The organism is Cyanobacterium sp. uoEpiScrs1, from assembly GCF_947331815.1.
Classification (GTDB): Bacteria; Cyanobacteriota; Cyanobacteriia; order Cyanobacteriales; family Microcystaceae; genus Rippkaea.
In genome coordinates, this window is record NZ_OX373462.1 from 1392630 (window position 1) to 1410879 (window position 18250).

The 18250-nt window shown below is 32.9% G+C and carries 11 protein-coding genes; 3 read left to right on the forward strand and 8 right to left on the reverse strand.

Annotation, left to right across the window (positions count from 1 at the left end; translation table 11 throughout):
* Positions 1–1954: 1954 nt before the first annotated feature.
* The 7 genes from OXU93_RS04905 to crtE form a co-directional block, all read right to left on the reverse strand.
* Positions 1955–2746 (reverse strand): MlaE family lipid ABC transporter permease subunit, encoded by a 792-nt coding sequence (locus OXU93_RS04905; RefSeq protein ID WP_267382879.1) that lies wholly within the window; start codon positions 2744–2746, stop codon positions 1955–1957.
* 1325 nt (positions 2747–4071) lie between these two features.
* Positions 4072–4233: a DUF5989 family protein gene (locus OXU93_RS04910; protein WP_267382881.1), complete on the reverse strand. Its 162-nt coding sequence runs from the start codon at positions 4231–4233 to the stop codon at positions 4072–4074.
* The gene (locus OXU93_RS04915) at positions 4233–4640 is read right to left on the reverse strand and encodes an SxtJ family membrane protein (protein WP_267382883.1); all 408 of its coding nucleotides are present in this window, start codon (positions 4638–4640) and stop codon (positions 4233–4235) included. Before OXU93_RS04915 ends, OXU93_RS04910 begins: the two co-directional genes overlap by 1 nt.
* Positions 4641–4685: 45 nt before the next feature.
* Positions 4686–6536 carry a carbamoyltransferase gene (locus tag OXU93_RS04920; protein WP_267382885.1) on the reverse strand — a complete coding sequence of 617 codons (1851 nt, stop codon included), beginning with the start codon at positions 6534–6536 and terminating at the stop codon, positions 4686–4688.
* A 1096-nt stretch (positions 6537–7632) separates the two neighbouring features.
* Positions 7633–8772 (reverse strand): RNA polymerase sigma factor RpoD, encoded by a 1140-nt coding sequence (gene rpoD / locus OXU93_RS04925; protein WP_267382887.1) that lies wholly within the window; start codon positions 8770–8772, stop codon positions 7633–7635.
* A gap of 1007 nt (positions 8773–9779) precedes the next feature.
* Positions 9780–10235 (reverse strand): divergent PAP2 family protein, encoded by a 456-nt coding sequence (locus OXU93_RS04930; protein ID WP_267382889.1) that lies wholly within the window; start codon positions 10233–10235, stop codon positions 9780–9782.
* Between the two features lie 20 nt (positions 10236–10255).
* A complete protein-coding gene (crtE, locus tag OXU93_RS04935) occupies positions 10256–11185 on the reverse strand; it encodes a geranylgeranyl diphosphate synthase CrtE (protein WP_267382891.1) in 930 nt (309 codons plus the stop codon).
* A 1201-nt stretch (positions 11186–12386) separates the two neighbouring features.
* Between crtE and OXU93_RS04940 the strand changes: the two genes are divergently transcribed.
* Positions 12387–13634 carry a tetratricopeptide repeat protein gene (locus OXU93_RS04940; RefSeq protein WP_267382893.1) on the forward strand — a complete coding sequence of 416 codons (1248 nt, stop codon included), beginning with the start codon at positions 12387–12389 and terminating at the stop codon, positions 13632–13634.
* Between the two features lie 30 nt (positions 13635–13664).
* Here the strand turns inward: OXU93_RS04940 and mnmH are convergent, their stop codons facing one another.
* On the reverse strand, positions 13665–14708 hold the full coding sequence (mnmH, locus tag OXU93_RS04945; protein WP_267382895.1) for a tRNA 2-selenouridine(34) synthase MnmH: 1044 nt from the start codon (positions 14706–14708) through the stop codon (positions 13665–13667).
* Positions 14709–15910: 1202 nt separating this feature from the next.
* On the opposite strand from mnmH, the gene OXU93_RS04950 reads away from it, so the two are divergent.
* Positions 15911–16837, forward strand: coding sequence for a UDP-glucuronic acid decarboxylase family protein (locus OXU93_RS04950; RefSeq protein ID WP_267382897.1), 927 nt, complete (start codon positions 15911–15913; stop codon positions 16835–16837).
* Positions 16838–16881: 44 nt separating this feature from the next.
* Positions 16882–18228: a UDP-glucose dehydrogenase family protein gene (locus tag OXU93_RS04955; protein ID WP_267382899.1), complete on the forward strand. Its 1347-nt coding sequence runs from the start codon at positions 16882–16884 to the stop codon at positions 18226–18228.
* Positions 18229–18250 lie beyond the last annotated feature (22 nt).

The window sequence follows — 18250 nt, forward strand, 5'->3', positions numbered from 1 at the left end:
TTAGATACTGTAACTCTGATAAAGTTATCTAGTATTTGCTTTTAAAGCAAGTATATTAACAAATAGCTGTTTCTTTTTTATAGAAAAAGAGATAATTTCAACACTTAAAGTTAACTTTTTAGGTTTAAAATATTAAATAAAAATTTGCAGTGGAATACCAATAGATTAAAAATAATTTGCTCGATATGTCCCAGCTGTCAGAATCCTTTACAAAAAATTAGATTTACTTCTAGATACAGTTTATTAGTTACAAGAAAATATACAATGATAAGCAAACTGTGGATAATTATCTAAATACTTATCAAAGATCGGTTCAAATCGTTAAGCGAACCAAAGTTTTGGAATCTTGTTTCGTCGATTCTAAAACTTTATAAAATAACTTCAAAAACTCACCTAATAACTTTTGTAGACAATATAGCCACTCTATTAAGTTGTAGCAGAGTAGATCTCCATTTTTTACCAAATTATAGAATCACGTCTTAATTACCAAAAATTCTAATATTTGAGTTTAATTACCCAAGCTATATAATTTATTAATTGATAAATATCTTTCAAAATACTGCCTTAATCGTGGGCAATGGCTATCGTGATCGATTAACATTACTTAGAACGACGCCATACTTTATAACAAGATTACAAAAGATGGACAAAAATTTATGATTGCAAATCTATAAGCACTCACAATTAAGTCTGAAAATCGATAAAATATTGTATAAATATATATTTATTCTTGTATTTATCAGTTATATCAAAAACGTTCTACTAAGAATTTTTCAACGAGTAACACTAGTAGTGAAAGTATTTCTCCAGAGACAAATATTATTGACTTTTTTGAAGTGGAGGTTAGAGTATTATTGGTATGCAAAAATACAACTTAAACCGACTTTATAATTCATAATAGTCTAGTAAAATAATTAATTGTGTAAAATAAAGAGCAAATTTTTATTTATTGTTAAGAGTGAGATAATTTCATATTAATTGTGTAGTATCTACAATCTTAGTCACGATAGACATGTTAATTTAATCATATTAAATGATTAATAGTTTACGAATATTTATCTTAAAGAACAACAATAGAATACTCTCTTACAGTAAAGTAAAACTGTTTTATATATTAGTTATATTAACAAATATAACTAATATATAAAAATGCAAATTTTGTTTGAATAGTTCATATTTTTTAGTGCTCATAAATGATTCAATATTAGATTGTGCTAATCATGTATCCTAGTAATACCAATAAATCTAATAAAAATAGAATATAATTTTTAAATTAACTGAGCTTAAAGTTACTGCTTCAACTATTCTAATATAATTCACATAGTACTTACGAAACACTGAGCAGCCAATTTTTTAAAAAAATTTTTTAGTTAATGAAATAATGGTAAATAACAAAATTTTGCTTTTTTAAAAAAAGCAAAATATAAAAGATATTTTTAGGCTGTTTAAGACATAATATATTAAAAGTAAATTTGTGTGGGAATGTCGTTATTTTAATAATAATAAATTATGATTTTAAGATTGATTTATTTTACTTTTATATTAAAGGTAGGATAAATTAATATATAGTAAAAATATATATTGATTAAACTAAGTTATTTGAATTTTTATTGTTTTTATGAAAGAAAATCCATGGGTTTAAGCTGTAACATCAAGTCTCTTCAAAGAGATTAAAGACTTACTTTATGTACAAATATTGGCAAATACTATAGCATCAGCATAAGTTTAATGTTACCCTTTACTGATGCCATCATTGATTTGTCTTTTGGATTTTGATTAGTTTATTTTGTTGATATCTTTTTTGAGTGAATAGTTAATTGCTTAGTGAAAGTAAACATCATTTTTTGCTAAAAAGATATTAACCTTTTCTTTATATATCTTTTGAGTGCTTTCCTTCAGTTTTCAGCAAGTTAGATTAAATTACTTTTGTTAAGTACATTGGGTCAGCTTCTCTCTAGAGAGAAGCTGTTCCTGTCCCTTGAAACATAAACCAAGAAAGGAAAAAATTAACAACAAAGACAGCTAATAAAGCTGTTACAACTGCCGTTGTCGTAGACTGCCCTACTCCTTTGGCTCCACCCGTAGTAGTTAATCCCCAACTGCAACCAATCACTGCGATTAAACCACCAAAAACAATTGATTTGATAATCGAAGTCAACAAATCCCAAAGCTCGAGAAAATTACGGGCAGATTTTAAAAAAACTACCGGAGAAATATCGTATAAACTATCCGCAATTAACAATCCTCCAGCCATCCCTGTCATTAGGGAAAGAAGGTTTAAAACCGGTAACATCATACAACAAGCTAAGACACGAGGAACTACTAAATAGTCGATAGGATCGGTTTTTAGCATATACAGTGCATCAATTTGTTCCGTCACGCGCATTGTTCCGATTTCGGCAGCAAAAGCTGACCCGACCCGTCCTGCTACCACCACGGCCGTCAGAACAGGAGCCAATTCTCTCGTTAACGCTAGGGATAAAACGCCACCAACAGTACTGGCTGCACCAAAATGAATAAATTCTCTAGCAACTTGAATGGTGAATACCATTCCTACAAATCCTGCCGTCACTAAGGCGATTGTTAGAGATTCAGGTCCAACTAAACTCATTTGTTCAAGGGTGTTGCGTCGATGTATTCTACTTTTCAGCAGGTGAAAAAAAACCTGTCCTCCTAAGAGGATAGCTGCCAGCAACCGCTCAAACCATATAACAAAACCACGACGGGTACTTGTCTGGTTAGTCATTGATTTCCTATCCTGTAAATTATGTCTCTTTTATTATCAACTAATGATTCCCAATTCTCCTAAGTTTTCATTGTTCTCAACTAAATACTTTTTCACAGACAAGGGTAAATCAGGGAAAACAGTCACTAAGTCTTACAAAGAACATATCGTCCGCTAAGATTTTTATGTTATACCTTAGATAATAAAGTCAGTGGAATTGACGGTATGGTGATTTTCCTATAGTTGAATAGTATCTATTGTAATTGAACGCAACAGGTTATCAATATAGTTGAAAAATCGATAATCTTTTCACAAGAGACTTTCTCACCTGTTCAGAGGTATCTACTAAATTGATTACTTATGAAACGGTTCTTCGATGGCTGTCATAAATTAAACTTATTTAGCTTTGAATTTATAGATCCATAATGTAATTTATTTAAGATCTATTTAATTTTTTAAGAAATCTAGCAAAATAGTCAAGTGACTGATTAGTCCAATCAAAGAAAATCGGAATTACTTTGGTATATTATAGCTTAAGCCATAGGTTGAATAATCATTATGCTATAAAGCATAGTTACATATTCTAATAACATTGTAGTTACTTCTTAATAAATCTCAGTTTCATAAATAATATAGTTGTCATTAGTTAGTTTATAAAAAGCTCTTCTTCTTTATAATTTAGTTTATTGACTAGATTTTAGTCAATTAGCAGTTTAATCTTATGCTGTAGTCTGTTTATTATGCCTATCTATTCTGTTAAAAATTATTTAAACTCGTCTGTTGGAATAAATATTCAATCGCAATATAGTTTTACAGAAAAAATTTGTTTAAAAGAATAAGAAGTATTATTTAATATTCACCTACCTTGGATATAAGAGGTAATCTTATGCAAATATTATCTACACTTGTTGAAAATACTAACTGTTTAATATTTGGTCATTTCATATCCCTAAATCTTTCGATTGCCAATCCTAAAATGATTTTTTTTCTCAATGAAGACAAAAATCATTTTAGGGAAATTTGTTTTGATTATATATAATACTATTACCTAAAAATTGCCCTGAATAAACAAATCAGTATAATAACTTTTCTTTCTCACAAATTGAGTTTTTGTCTTGTGTCAAAGTTAATTTGATACAAGCTCCTAAAATACCTAGAAAGTCAATTAAGTTTGCCTTAAAATCTAGTCCTGTAACTTCATTAGTTCTACATAATCGTTTTAGTACTTTATAGTAGGCTTCAATAATCCAAAAATAAGTCTATTTACTTTTTTTATTTAAATATTTATTTGAATAAAAAATAGAATCACATTAATGATATTGATTTTTTATTGAATTTTAATTTATTTAAAATAAAGTATAAATAAAGGGAGCGATCACTGATCCTTGTGTCAATATAATCAAGGTTCCTAATAAAACCAATGTAATAACTAATGGAATTAACCAATACTTTTTTCGCTCATTTAAAAATCCCCAAAGATCTTTTATTAAATCAAAAAAGCTTTCCATTAATAGGGTCTCTCCATACTAGTTTTTTCTTTAAAAATACTTGAAATACGATATGTTTTTAAATGATAATCAAAATTCCTTTTCATTGTGTCTCGATTAACTAATCGCATAATAAATGCCATTGGACTAACAATTAAAAAGAAAATTAGACCTAAAATAATTCTTGTATTAATCCAGGCAAGTATCTGCGAAATTCTCATCCAATTATAATAAATTGGATTAATAGACTGAGGAATAAAAATTGCCAAAATGTACATTACCACGGTAATAATCCAGGGAATTATTGGCAACTCATGTCCTGAAATAAAAGGTATAACTATTCCAAATAATCCAGCAACAATTGTTCCAGTTAATAAACCAAAATGCCGTAATTCTTTTCTATTTAATCTAGGGATTTCATTAAACATATCTTTAATATTTAATTTAACGCATTACAAACTACAATTTATCTATCAATCTAGTTCAAATTCGTCTTTCCACCCATCATCCTTCTGGCATTGTGGTTGTTCCGATTTAGCTAATAGATAATTTTCAATTACTAAATAATCCATCTCAGTACGCATAAAACAACGATAAGCATCTTCAGGGGTGCAAACAATTGGTTCTCCCCTAACGTTGAAGGAAGTATTAATTAATACTCCACACCCTGTTAATATTTCAAATTCTTTAATTAATTGATAGTAGCGAGGGTTAGTTTCAGAATGAACAGTTTGTATTCTTGCTGAATAATCAACGTGAGTGATAGCAGGAATTTGTGAACGAGGAATTTTTAACTTGTCTATACCAAAAAGTTGTCTCTGTTCATCCATTATTGGCAAATGTAAGTCTTCTTTTACAGAAGCAACTAACGACATATAAGGACTTGGTTTATCCAAATCAAAGTAATCAGAAACCCGTTCAGCTAAAACCGAAGGTGCAAAGGGACGAAATGACTCTCGATGTTTAATCTTTAAGTTCATTATTGACTGCATTTTCTCATTACGAGGGTCACCAATAATTGAACGATTACCCAAAGCACGAGGACCAAATTCCATGCGCCCTTGAAACCATCCAATCACATTTCCTTCAGCAATAAGTTTAGCTACTTTTGGCAATATTTTTTTATTGTCAAAGCAAATATATCGAGCGCGAATATCATTAAAATATTGCCCAATTTCCTCGTCATTAAACTGAGGTCCCAGATAGGTTCCTTGCATTTTATCCGACTCAATATTTGAATCATTTACACTTCGTGAATTTTCTAAATATTGATGCCAAATTGCTAAAGCTGCTCCAATTGCCCCTCCCGAATCCCCTGCAGCAGGTTGAATCCAAATATTTTTAAATTTACTTTCTCGTAAAATACGTCCATTAGCAACGCAATTTAAAGCGACACCACCAGCCAAACAAAGATTGTCTGATTTTGATTCTTTATAGGCCGTATTAGTTAATTTTAAGACAATTTCCTCAATAACTTTTTGGATTGAAGCTGCAATATCCATTTCTTTTTGGGAGAGTCTACTTTCTGGTTTACGGCAAGGTGCACCAAAAAGTCGGCTAAACTTTTTATTGGTCATTGTTAACCCTGTTGCATAATTGAAATATTTCATGTTTAGGCGGAATGTTCCGTCTTCTTTAATATCAATCAAATTGTCTAAAATAAGGTCAACATATTTGGGTTCGCCGTAGGGAGCTAATCCCATTAGTTTATATTCTCCAGAGTTAACTTTAAAACCAGCATAGTAAGTGAAAGCAGAATAAAGTAGTCCTAAAGAATGTGGAAAACTGATTTCCCATTGAGGTGTCAATATATTATTTTTTCCTAACCAAAAAGATGTTGTTGCCCATTCTCCTACCGCATCTAGACACAACACCGCAGCATTCTTAAAAGGACTGGGAAAAAAAGCAGAGGCTGCATGAGATTGATGATGTTCTGTAAACAATAATGGTGGAAGTTGAGAAATTTGACAATTAGCAAGTTTGGCTAATTCTTTTTTGATGATAGTCTTCAGATAGAGTTTTTCTTGTAACCAGGCTGACATTGCAGCAAGAAAAGAACGAAACCCTCGGGGCGCATATGCTAAGTAAGTTTCCAGCAAGCGTTCAAATGTAACGATTGGCTTTTCATAAAAAACAATATAATCTAACTTGTTTAGGGAAATTTTTGCTTCTGCAAGCGTATAGAGAATAGCATTTTTAGGAAATCTTGCATCATGTTTTTTTCGAGTGAAGCGTTCTTCTTGAGCTGCAGCGATAATAGTTCCCTCTTGAACCAAAGCTGCTGCACTGTCATGATAGTAAGCTGAAATTCCTAAAATTCTCATTTTTCTATTATCTTCCTCTTTGTGTACACCACTGTCATGGAAATATCAAGTCGTCATAAGTCAAGGTATAAGATATCATAATATGGAGTTTTTCGTATTCATGAACTATACATTAACTCTATTTATGACAACATCTCCTGTTTAGTTATACTAAAGGCTTTGCTGTTATTTAAAATGAAATCTGTATCATAAATCAAAGCAAAACAATGTAAAATATAGGTGTTAAATATCTGTAATCTTTCAAAGCTATATTTACTAGTTTTGTTCTGAGCATATATATATTTAACATACTGTCAATTGAACAATAATTTTCTGTATAAGAATTATTGTTCTTCGGACTATTAACTATTTTATTAACTAAAATTCAAGGTCGAAACTTCTTCTTGTCTTAATGTCAAGTTTACCAATGTTATCCTTACGCTATTTTAGGCATATCTAGATTTTTCTTACTCGACACATTTGAATATGAAGATAGATGCCTTGCGTATTATCGAAATCAAATGTGCCCCATACCTGAGATAGTCTTATGTTGACATCTTAATATTTGGCTGACAAATAAATCTATCCTGGCATCATAGCAGCTAATTCTAGGAGACATTGCTTTAACCTCGGAAACTGACAAAAAGAATAATCTCCAGTTAGGCTATCACATTTCCCATTAATATTAAGTCTTAACATTGCCCTGCTAAAGTTATAGACTTTTACTACATAGTCCAAAACTTGTTACTGTGACTGACAGTACTTTACACAGTACGTTTTTTTCAAGTTGCTACACACAACGACTAATTATGACTAATACGAAAGAAAATTCAGTTTCACCTTCTAGGCTAAAACTTTGAATAGCTGTCTAGCAATGATTGATTTTGTCTCGAACAGCTTGTAGAGGCAAAACATTCTGGATTCTCTCTATCAACTTCAATAAACTTTCCCGGACAGTAGTCTTTTTCTTGATGACTGGTTTAGTAGCCGGTTAAGGAGCTATCCATTTCTGTAGTCTACTTTAACCCATTAATGTATGTAATATAATCACTCTCATTAATCCCTTTTTTTGACTGGGTTCTCCTCGGACAACCCAGTTTCTCAGTGATGAACTATACTAACGGACATATTCTTTAAGAATACTATTGCGATTAGGATGCCGCAATTTCCGCAGGGCCTTAGCTTCGATTTGACGAATACGCTCGCGAGTGACATTAAAAATCTGCCCAATTTCCTCCAAGGTTTTCATTCGCCCGTCATCTAAGCCATAACGTAGACGAAGAACATCCCGTTCTCGTGGACTTAGGGTGTCAAGGACATTTTCTAAATCTTCTCTCAGTAGATTTTTAGAGACTTCGTCCTCTGGATTTTCTCCATCAGCCTCAATAAAATCTCCCAGACGGGAGTCTTCTTCCTTACCAATAGGGGTTTCTAGTGAGATAGGCAATTGGGCAGATTTAGCGATAAAACGAAGCTTCTCAATAGTCATTTCCATACGCGTGGCAATTTCCTCTTCAGTGGGTTTACGGCGCATTTCCTGGGAAAGAATTTTGGTAGTTTTTTTGATTCTAGAAATGGTCTCGTAAAGATGAACCGGAAGGCGAATAGTACGCGATTGATCAGCTATTGCTCGTGTAATGGCTTGACGAATCCACCAAGTAGCATAAGTCGAGAATTTATAACCCTTTTCGTGGTCAAATTTTTCTGCTGCTCGGATTAAGCCCAGAGATCCTTCTTGAATCAAATCTTGAAAAGATAGCCCCCGATTCATATATTTTTTAGCAATAGAAACTACCAGACGTAAGTTCGAATGAACCATTTTGTCCTTAGCTCTGCGTCCTAAAAAGAGACGGCGTTGAAAAGCATGCCAATCGACATTGACGGCTTCTGCCCATTCCCTCTCAGTGGGGAAGCGTCCCATATGTTCACCGAGTTGTTCACGAATTCGTTCTAATTCAAGAAGATCAGCAATTTTACGAGCCAATTCAATTTCTTCTTCAGCACGCAAGAGCCGAATACGACCAATTTCTTGAAGATAAACCCGAATTGAATCCTCCGTATAAGGCTTTTTCTTACTTTGATCACGACGGCGAAAAGCACTCAGTTTTCGGGTTTTTTTCCCTTCTGGTTCAGTTAATTCCTCATCGATTACCACACCATCAGTCGATGTTCGTACGGCTTCATCGTCATCAGGGATGAAGAATGTTACATCAATCTGAGGTTCAGTAAGGGTTAATAGCTCATTAGCCTGCGTCATGCCGTTTTCCTCTTGCTCCTTGAAGTGCACAACTAGAAGATAGGGTGTGGTAGTAGAGTTTACGAATTCAACCTCCCTACAGTAGACTTACCTGGGGGTGATTCATAAGGTTCCTTGGGAAAAAGCAGTCTGAATCGGCCTGCTTAGAGCCAACTATCATAAGGACTATGATTTCCAAGCTACCAGTTCGGAAAATTCCCAAGAATAAAGTCGGGGGTTACAAAACTTTAATACCTCTCCGATTGTAGCCTCGATTACAAAAAATCGGGTAAGGTTTTTGTTTTAATTGCACAAGATCATTTAAGATCTTGAGTGGAGTTAAAAACACTGGACAAGAAATAGCTGGACATCTGTACTCAATCGCTTAGAGACATGGTTAATAAAGTCCGTTGACAAGTATATTTTAAGCAAATTACGTTGATAACAACGCCAATTGTCAAATTTACCTGTTTAGATAGTATTGGAATCGCCCGAGAACTAACCTAAGTATTCCCCAGGGCTCAGCCTCCTCGGCGGACTTAATTTTCAAAGCTAGGCAATCTCAACTCTGATTAAAATTTTAACCATCGTTCTGAGTTCCCTATCAAAGCTCCAGGACATCAATTCCCAAGAAATGAGAATACTAACTGATAAAAAAGTAGTACGTTTGTCCTTAAACGAGAAAAATTCGTGCCCTTGCTATTCATACGTTAGCAGAGTTTTTTCTGTGCCGATCACTCAAATATCAAGAAAATAGAACTAATGTAAAAGTTTGATGACCTAGTCCCTTAGATCAATGGCTAAATTTACTGTGAAGTTATCTTGATTATGATGGCGTTCTAACTGTTAGGTTCTACACCTTGCCATGACTTATATCTCAGATAAAACATCAAGTCATCTCAAGTAATTAATATTGGTCAAATAAGTAATTAGTGTTAGTAAAACGACTGCTGCGCCCTTTTATAAGTACTTGTCATACCCAGTGCAAAAGCCTCAGTTAAGAGCGTTAGATTAGATAGTGACTAATATCAAAAAACAGGTAAAGCCAAAACTGAAATACCAACTCCCCAAGCTAAGCCAGCAAAAACTTGAAAAGGTGTATGTCCCAACAGTTCTTTTAACCGCTCTTGATTAAGATGGTGTCCATCGTGAAAAAATTCATCTAGGATTTGATTAAGAATTTTGGCCTGAGTCCCTGCAGCTTGACGAACACCAGCCGCATCGTACATCACGACTACTGCAAATAAAGAAGCAATGGCAAATTCTGGACTATTCCAACCAACGGTTAATCCTACGCCAGTAGCTAATGCCCCCACTAAAGCAGAATGTGAACTTGGCATTCCTCCAGTGGTGACAAGATAACGCAAATTTACTGGCCCGTTACGAAATAGTTCAATGATTGCCTTTAATCCTTGAGCAGAAAAACAAGCCAGCAAAGACGTCGAAAGGATTGGGTTTTGGAAAATCGTCTCAAAATTGTGCATGGTCAATTTTTCAAAAACATTTAATTTTTACGGGTGACGATAAAGTTGGCGATTGCCCTTAAGGGGTCAGCTTTGACTCCGTAGGGTATTAATTGGGTGATTGCTCCACTAACCAAGTTTTGGGCTTGTCTTTTTGATTCTTCAATGCCCCAAAGGCTAGGATAAGTAGCTTTTTGGTCTCGCAGGTCTTTTCCTGATGTTTTCCCTAACTCTTCTTGGGTGGAAGTGACATCTAAGATATCATCAACAATTTGAAATGCTAAACCAATATTTTGAGCATATTGGGACAATCGTTGAACTTCTTCCTCTGAAGCTCCGGCTAAAATTGCTCCTGATACCACTGATGTTTCCAATAAAGCCCCGGTCTTATGAGTATGAATAAATTTCAAAGTATCAATGCTAATATTATTTTGTCCTTCTGATTTTAAGTCTAATACTTGACCGCCAACCAATCCAGCTGCCCCGACTGTGCGACCCAAGCGAGCCAGAACAGTAATTAAATTGTGGGGAACAACGTTACGAGTTTGGGTTGCTACATATTCAAACGCATAAGCTAATAAACTATCTCCAGCCAAAATTGCAATATCTTCTCCATAAACTTTATGATTTGCTAATTTACCTCTACGATAGTCGTCATTATCCATCGCCGGAAGATCATCATGAATTAAAGACATGGTGTGAATCATTTCTAAAGCGCAGGCAGTAGGCAATGCCATTTCGTCGGTACCACCCATCAACTCACAAGTAGTTAAGCAAAGAATCGGGCGTAGTCGCTTTCCTCCTGCTAGTAGGGAATAACGCATTGCTTCATAAATTTTTTTAGGACGAGTAATGGAAAGGGAACTATCTAATGCTGCTTCAACTAGTTGTTGTTTTTCTTTAAGATAGGACGCAAGGTCGAAATGTGATACTTCTCGCTGCGCCACAAGGTTTTCGCCTATTTTGACCATGTCTAAATGCCTTGAACCAAGCAACTTTTTTGAGATTATCTTTATTCAGTTTACACTGAGATCTTCTTACTCGACTTCAAGCGGTTATTTTTCACTCTCTTAGTCATAATATTCTCATCCACGACAGCTACTCTTTGGAGGTTGCTCAAGTAGGTAGATAAGTATATTCAACAATGATATGTTGTTTTCTGTTTGGGTTATATTTTTGTTTGAAGAGGATTCTGTGGTAGTCAATAGTCGGAAATATCTCTAATAAATGCTTGTGTTGCTAATTATTGATGTTTTAAATGCTAAATTATTGATTACATAGTTAGTTAGGTTTTCATTTGGAAAACTTTAATCTCGGGTGAGTTTTTCTAAGTTTTCTAATGTCGAGATTAAATTCTGCCACGATATTAATCGATTAATTATCTAACAACTTTTCATTTAAAGGGAAGACTGTCCTCCCCAGTAAACTAAACTATTTTCTTTGGCACAATAAATTTAAGAGGGATAGGGTTTTCGTTCAGTTTTGTTAGCATAGTTGTCGTTCTTTCAATTAGAAGGTTGCTTATGTATAACGAGGATAAAGACGATTTTGGTAAATAAAATCAAGGGTTGCTCCTTGTGAGTTATTGTTAGATAAGGTGTGAAAGTGCTCAATTTAGCGGGTATTCAGTTGCAGCCGATAATTTATATGACAGTTTTAAAAGATTTGTATTGGTGGCAAATATTGTTCTATAAAATTTAAGTTATAGATTGATAAATAATTTTTATTGGGCTTCAGTCAAACTATAATTGATGACAACAGGGAGTACAGAATATACTACCCAAACTTTATAATTATATTATGATTAATATTTTTTATAAAAAATGTAGCTCTTCTAGTCTGAGTATGATAGATTAATAGCCAATAACTTTCAAAACTATTATTATGTATGAATGTATCATATGATTTTTGATAATTTTATATTTAATAAAAATTAATTTTTTAGAGTATTTGAAACCTTGTAAAACAAAACTTTCAGATTTTTTATCGTTATTTTTTCGAAACTGGTCTGAAGAAACAAAAATATTACAGTGATTTAGTATAGTAATCCTAACTAATTTACAAAATTTACAGTTACTTTTATCTTAAGTTTTGATATATCAAAGTATTTAATCCTATCATTGATATGTCGATTTTATACGATTGTTAATCATCATCAATTACTATAATTTTATGTTAAACTTCTATCAAAAAATATACGGATTATTTTCTTTAATTACTGCATTAATAATAGTAGAATTGTTCAATATTTGGAGTTATTCTTCACTAGCATTCGCTCAAGTTAAAAAACTGGAACTTAATCCATTAGCAACTATTACTGAAGATCCTCTTCTTCCTTCAGTTCCCCGTCCTCTCACTCCATTTGAACAGCGTAAACTGAGAGAAGAACTAAATACTTTAAATACTGAAGCTCAAACTCAATTGCATATGGGAAATGATAACATAGCTTTTGAAATTTGGTATCGAGAATTGAGACTACGTAGAGTTTTAGGACGTTTAGAGGAAATTGAGTCGTTAGGAAGAGTAGGAGAAATTGCTTGGAATCGAACACGGACTAAAGATGTACGAGTTATTAACAAACGATTAATTACCTTACAAGAATTATCGGAAAAGGAAGATACTTTAAGTCCGGCCTTATTAAGGAGATTAGCTGATGCCTATAAAAAACTACATGCTCTAGATAATTCCTTAATAATTTATCAAAAGGTTCTCAATAATGCGCGTCAAGATAACGATTTCATTGCTGAAGAATCTGCTATAAAAAAATTAGGTCAGTTGTATTTATCTAAATTTGACTATCCTAAAGCCGCTCCTATTTATGAAGATTTACTAAAGCGTTCTCAAACTAGAAAAAACACCTTAGAAGAAGGAGTATATCTGCAAATCTTAGCCAAGATTTATAGTCGATCTTTGCAACCCCAAAATGCAGCTAAAATAAAAGAGAAATTAGTTAAAAACTATCTGTTAAGTCAGGAATTAAAGTTGATTCCCCCTTTAAAAATCGCCATAGGAAAAGATTATGAAGCTTTAGGAGAACCAGAAATTGCAAGTAAAAACTATCAAGAAGCTTATTCATTAGCTTGGTCATTTCAATTATTTGGAGCAGCAGCAGAAGCGTTAACAAAATTAGGACAACTTTACCAAAACTATGATCAAAATGATTATGCCCTACAAATTTATAAAAATTTGATTCAAGTAGAACAATTATCCTATAATTATTATGGGTTGATGAAGGCTTATGAGAGAATTGGTCACATTTATATGGTTAATCAACAATATGAATTAGCTTTAGGTTTTTTTAGAAAAGGGTTAATCATAGCCCAAGCTATTAACTATAAACAAAATAACTTTTTAGTCAATATACAAAAAGCTAATACAATAATAGAAGGGGGAGAAATTGATGAAGAAGTTAATTTTTAAATTGTTTGTTATTTCATATCTTCTACCTTATCAACTTTCTAGTATTTTTTCTATATCTATAGAGTTAAAGTCAGCAAAATAAATCATTTTCTCAAAATTTTTATAAGTTTTACTTATGGATTTTTGATAGGCAGGATCGTAATGAGTTACTAATAAGTCTTGCACCAAATCAAACCATTTTTTTTGATCAATCCATCTAAACCAACTATCTATTTTTTCTTTGCCATAACGAGATTTTAAGTGGATAAGTCTATCTTTTAGAATATTTGGATAAGTGATTAAATAAGTATATTCTCGCAATAAAAACTTTACTCTCTCGGGTAGAGGAAGTTGTACTTCGAGACAAGGTGATTTTTTCATTTTGTGCCAAAGTTTTGAAGGTAGATAGACCTCACCAATCTTATAACTTTCTGATTCCATCCATATAGATTTAGTAACATCAAAACTTTTCAATTTTTGTAGTAGAAGTGAATCAAAGTATTTTTGTGAAGGTTGATAATCTATCTTTTTTCCCCATTCTTTTCCTAACAGTGAACCCCGATGATTTGCTATTCTTTCTAGATCTAAAATTTGATGTCCTTTTTTAGAAAGCTTATGTAACAAGTCGGTCTTACCAGTTCCTGTTAACCCACAAAGGATATTGTAATTGAACTTTAACGGTAATATTTCTAACTCTTGTCGTACATGTTGACGGTAGGTTTTATACCCGCCTTCTAATATCTGCACTTTCCACCCAACTTGGCTTAAAATAATAGCTAAACTGTTTGATCGTTGACCTCCCCGCCAACAGTAAATTAAGGGAACATAGTGTTTATTTTTTCGGATAAAGTATTTTTCTAAATAATTGCTAATATTTTTTGTGACGAGTGAAGCACCTAATTTACGAGCTTCAAATGGTGAACTTTGTTTATAAATTGTTCCAACTATTACTCTTTCTTGATTGTTGAGGACAGGCAAGTTAATAGCTCCGGGTATATGATCTTCAATAAACTCATTCTCTGAACGAACATCAATAATTTCACTATAGTAATTTTTGTTATTAAATTGATTAACATAATGAGGTGATCTTACCATGGCTTAGTTTTATTTACTATTAATTTGTAAAAAAAATTATTAGATTTTTTTTACAAATTAAACTTGATATTTTAATGTTGACATATCTAGATTGCAAGCATTAAAATTTTAAAAAAATTTAACACTCACAAAATGGTTGAGTACTTCCCCTCGTAAAACTTATAACAACTATACCACAACATTATTTATGTCTATTGTAGAAGTTGTTTTATAGTTTTTATTTATAATTTAATGATATTTTAGTTTTATTTGATCACCCTAAATTAGATTTAATAAATTTAAAATCTCAAAAAATATATAGATTTCTAATAAGTCAAAATCAATAAATCATAAAAATTATTATAATTACTAATCTAATTATTTTGCTCCAAATATTGTCTGACTAGTTTCCGTAGATATTGATATTTGACAACTTATTTGTTATCTAATGTAGATGATATCTATGATATGATAATTGAAAACTAGTATTACTATTAGTACATATACAATTACTTATAAAATACGAAAAAACTCATAATAAAAATGTTGTTTGCTTTTATGTAAAGTAAGTTTTGAATATATATAGACAATAATTTAAATATTATTATTTATGTATATATAAATTTTAAAAAAACAAAAAAAATAATTGTTATTTTGTTTTTTATTTTTTTTGAAAAAAATTTGTTTTTCTCTCTAAAAAATGATATTTTATAGTTAGTTAATGTACATTTTAGAGTATAGTAATTATTGTTGGCATGTTTATTTAATAACTATTCTAGTATCGAGGTGGTAGACATATAAGTAACTTAACTACTAACATAACAGTATTTAAACCCTCTATCTTTATCTTTATTGATTACTCTAGTTTTAAGATAACTATTGTGGTTACTATACACAATAATAATATTATTATTATTGTATATAGATAAGATTTATCCCCGCTTTCATAATATTCAGTTAAAACGTGTCATCATTTGAGTGCTATCTGAGTTGTTGATCATAGCCTTTCTGTTTATAATCTAATACAATCAACTTGCCCGATCTATCTTAAAGTATTTAAGCTTTTAGGAGTAACGGATTATCTATTTATTATAAAAATTTTATATATTAAAAATAATTTATAACATAAATCTCTAGTTTTGGCTGTTCTTTTCAATTAATATGAGATGACGAAATGCCTGTCTTCAGTTAACATTAGATTTTAATTTAAAATAGTAAATTACATGAAAATTCTAGTGACAGGTGGTGCCGGTTTCATCGGCTCTCATTTGATTGATCGCCTAATGGAACAGAGACACGATGTCTTGTGCTTAGATAACTTCTATACAGGTCACAAACATAATATTGAGAAATGGTTTGATAATCCTTATTTTGAATTAATTCGTCACGACATTACTGAACCCATTCGTCTTGAGGTAGATCAAGTTTATCATCTTGCTTGCCCAGCCTCTCCGATTCATTATCAATTGAACCCTGTTAAAACAATTAAAACTAACGTTTTAGGAACTTTATATATGTTGGGCTTAGCTAAGCGGGTTAAAGCAAAGTTCTTGTTAGCCTCTACTTCGGAAGTATATGGCGATCCCGACGTACATCCACAACCCGAAGAATATAGAGGGAATGTCAATTGTACAGGGTTGCGAGCCTGTTATGACGAAGGAAAACGGGTGGCTGAAACTTTGGCCTTTGAATATCATCGAGAACATAAAGTTGATATTCGAGTTGCACGTATTTTCAATACTTACGGGCCACGAATGTTAAAAAATGATGGTCGTGTTGTTAGTAATTTTGTTGTTCAAGCCCTAGAAGAAAAACCTCTTACAGTTTATGGAGATGGCTCTCAAACTAGGAGTTTCTGCTATGTTTCCGACTTAGTTGAAGGTTTAATAAGACTTATGAATAGTGATTATATTGGTCCAATCAATTTGGGTAACCCGGAGGAATATTCTATTCTAAGACTTGCTCAGATTATCCAAGAGATGCTTAATCCTAAGATGGAATTAGTCTATAAGGCTTTACCTCAAGACGATCCCCGAAAACGGCAACCTGATATTAATAAAGCTAGAACTTATCTAGGTTGGGAACCTGTGGTTTCTTTAAAAGAAGGTTTAGAGTTAACTATCAAAGATTTCCAACAGCGAGTTTTTTAAACAGCCATTGACATTTACATTATCAATTTAGAGGATAAAAAACTATGCGCGTTTGTGTCATCGGAACTGGTTATGTTGGGTTAGTCACAGGAGTTTGTTTAGCTCATATTGGTCATAATGTTATTTGCGTTGACAATAATGAAGAAAAAGTCAAATTAATGAAGTCGGGACAGTCCCCCATTTATGAGCCTGGACTTTCGCAACTGATGCACGAATCGGCTGATGTCGGACGGTTAAAATTTACAGCGGATCTGGCTACAGGAGTAGCTCATGGAGAAGTGATTTTTATTGCAGTAGGAACTCCCGCCTTACCTAGCGGAGAAAGCGATACTCGTTATGTAGAAGCGGTTGCTCGTAGTATTGGCAATAACTTATATCAAGGGTATAAAGTAATTGTTAATAAATCTACTGTTCCCATCGGTTCAGGGGACTGGGTTAGAATGATCGTAATGGATGGCTTAAACGAATACCCTAATAATAGTGAAGTCGAGTTTGATGTAGTTAGTAACCCAGAGTTTTTACGAGAGGGATCAGCCGTTTACGATACTTTTAATCCTGAACGCATTGTTTTAGGGAGCAATAGTAATAAAGCTATTGCCATGATGCAAGAACTTTATAGTCCTCTGGTAGAGCGTAAGTTTGCTAACGATACCGCCCTAAATCCTGTTCCAGTAGTAGTAACCGATTTGAACTCTGCAGAAATGATTAAATATGCAGCAAACGCTTTTTTGGCTACTAAAATTAGCTTTATTAATGAAGTAGCTAATATTTGTGATCGTATCGGAGCCGATGTAACTCAAGTAGCTAAAGGCATTGGGTTAGATTCCCGTATCGGTAATAAGTTTTTACAAGCGGGTATTGGTTGGGGAGGCTCTTGTTTTCCAAAAGACATCCTAGCTTTGATTCACACTGCGACCGATTATGGTTATGAAACAGCTTTGCTCAATGCCGCCGTAGCAGTTAATAAACATCAACAATTAATTATCATTGAAAAACTACAGCAGGAACTAAAAATTCTTAAAGGCAAAACCATTGGCTTGTTGGGGCTAACCTTTAAACCTGATACTGATGACATGCGAGACGCACCATCTCTAGCTATCATAGAACAACTGAATCGTTTAGGGGCTAAAGTTAAAGCTTATGATCCCATCGTTTCACAATCAGGATTAAGTCATGGGTTGTCAGGGGTTATTATTGAAACTGATCCAGAAATGTTAGCTGATAGCTGTGATGCATTAGTGTTGGTAACAGATTGGCAAGAGTTTCTTAAATTGGATTTTGGAAAAATGGCTAGTCTAATGGTTAGCCCTGTAATAATTGATGGTCGCAACTTCTTAGATCGATCCAAGCTTGAATTCTTTGGCTTCCATTATTTAGGAATTGGTCGATAATTAATAAGTAAAATTTGCCGCT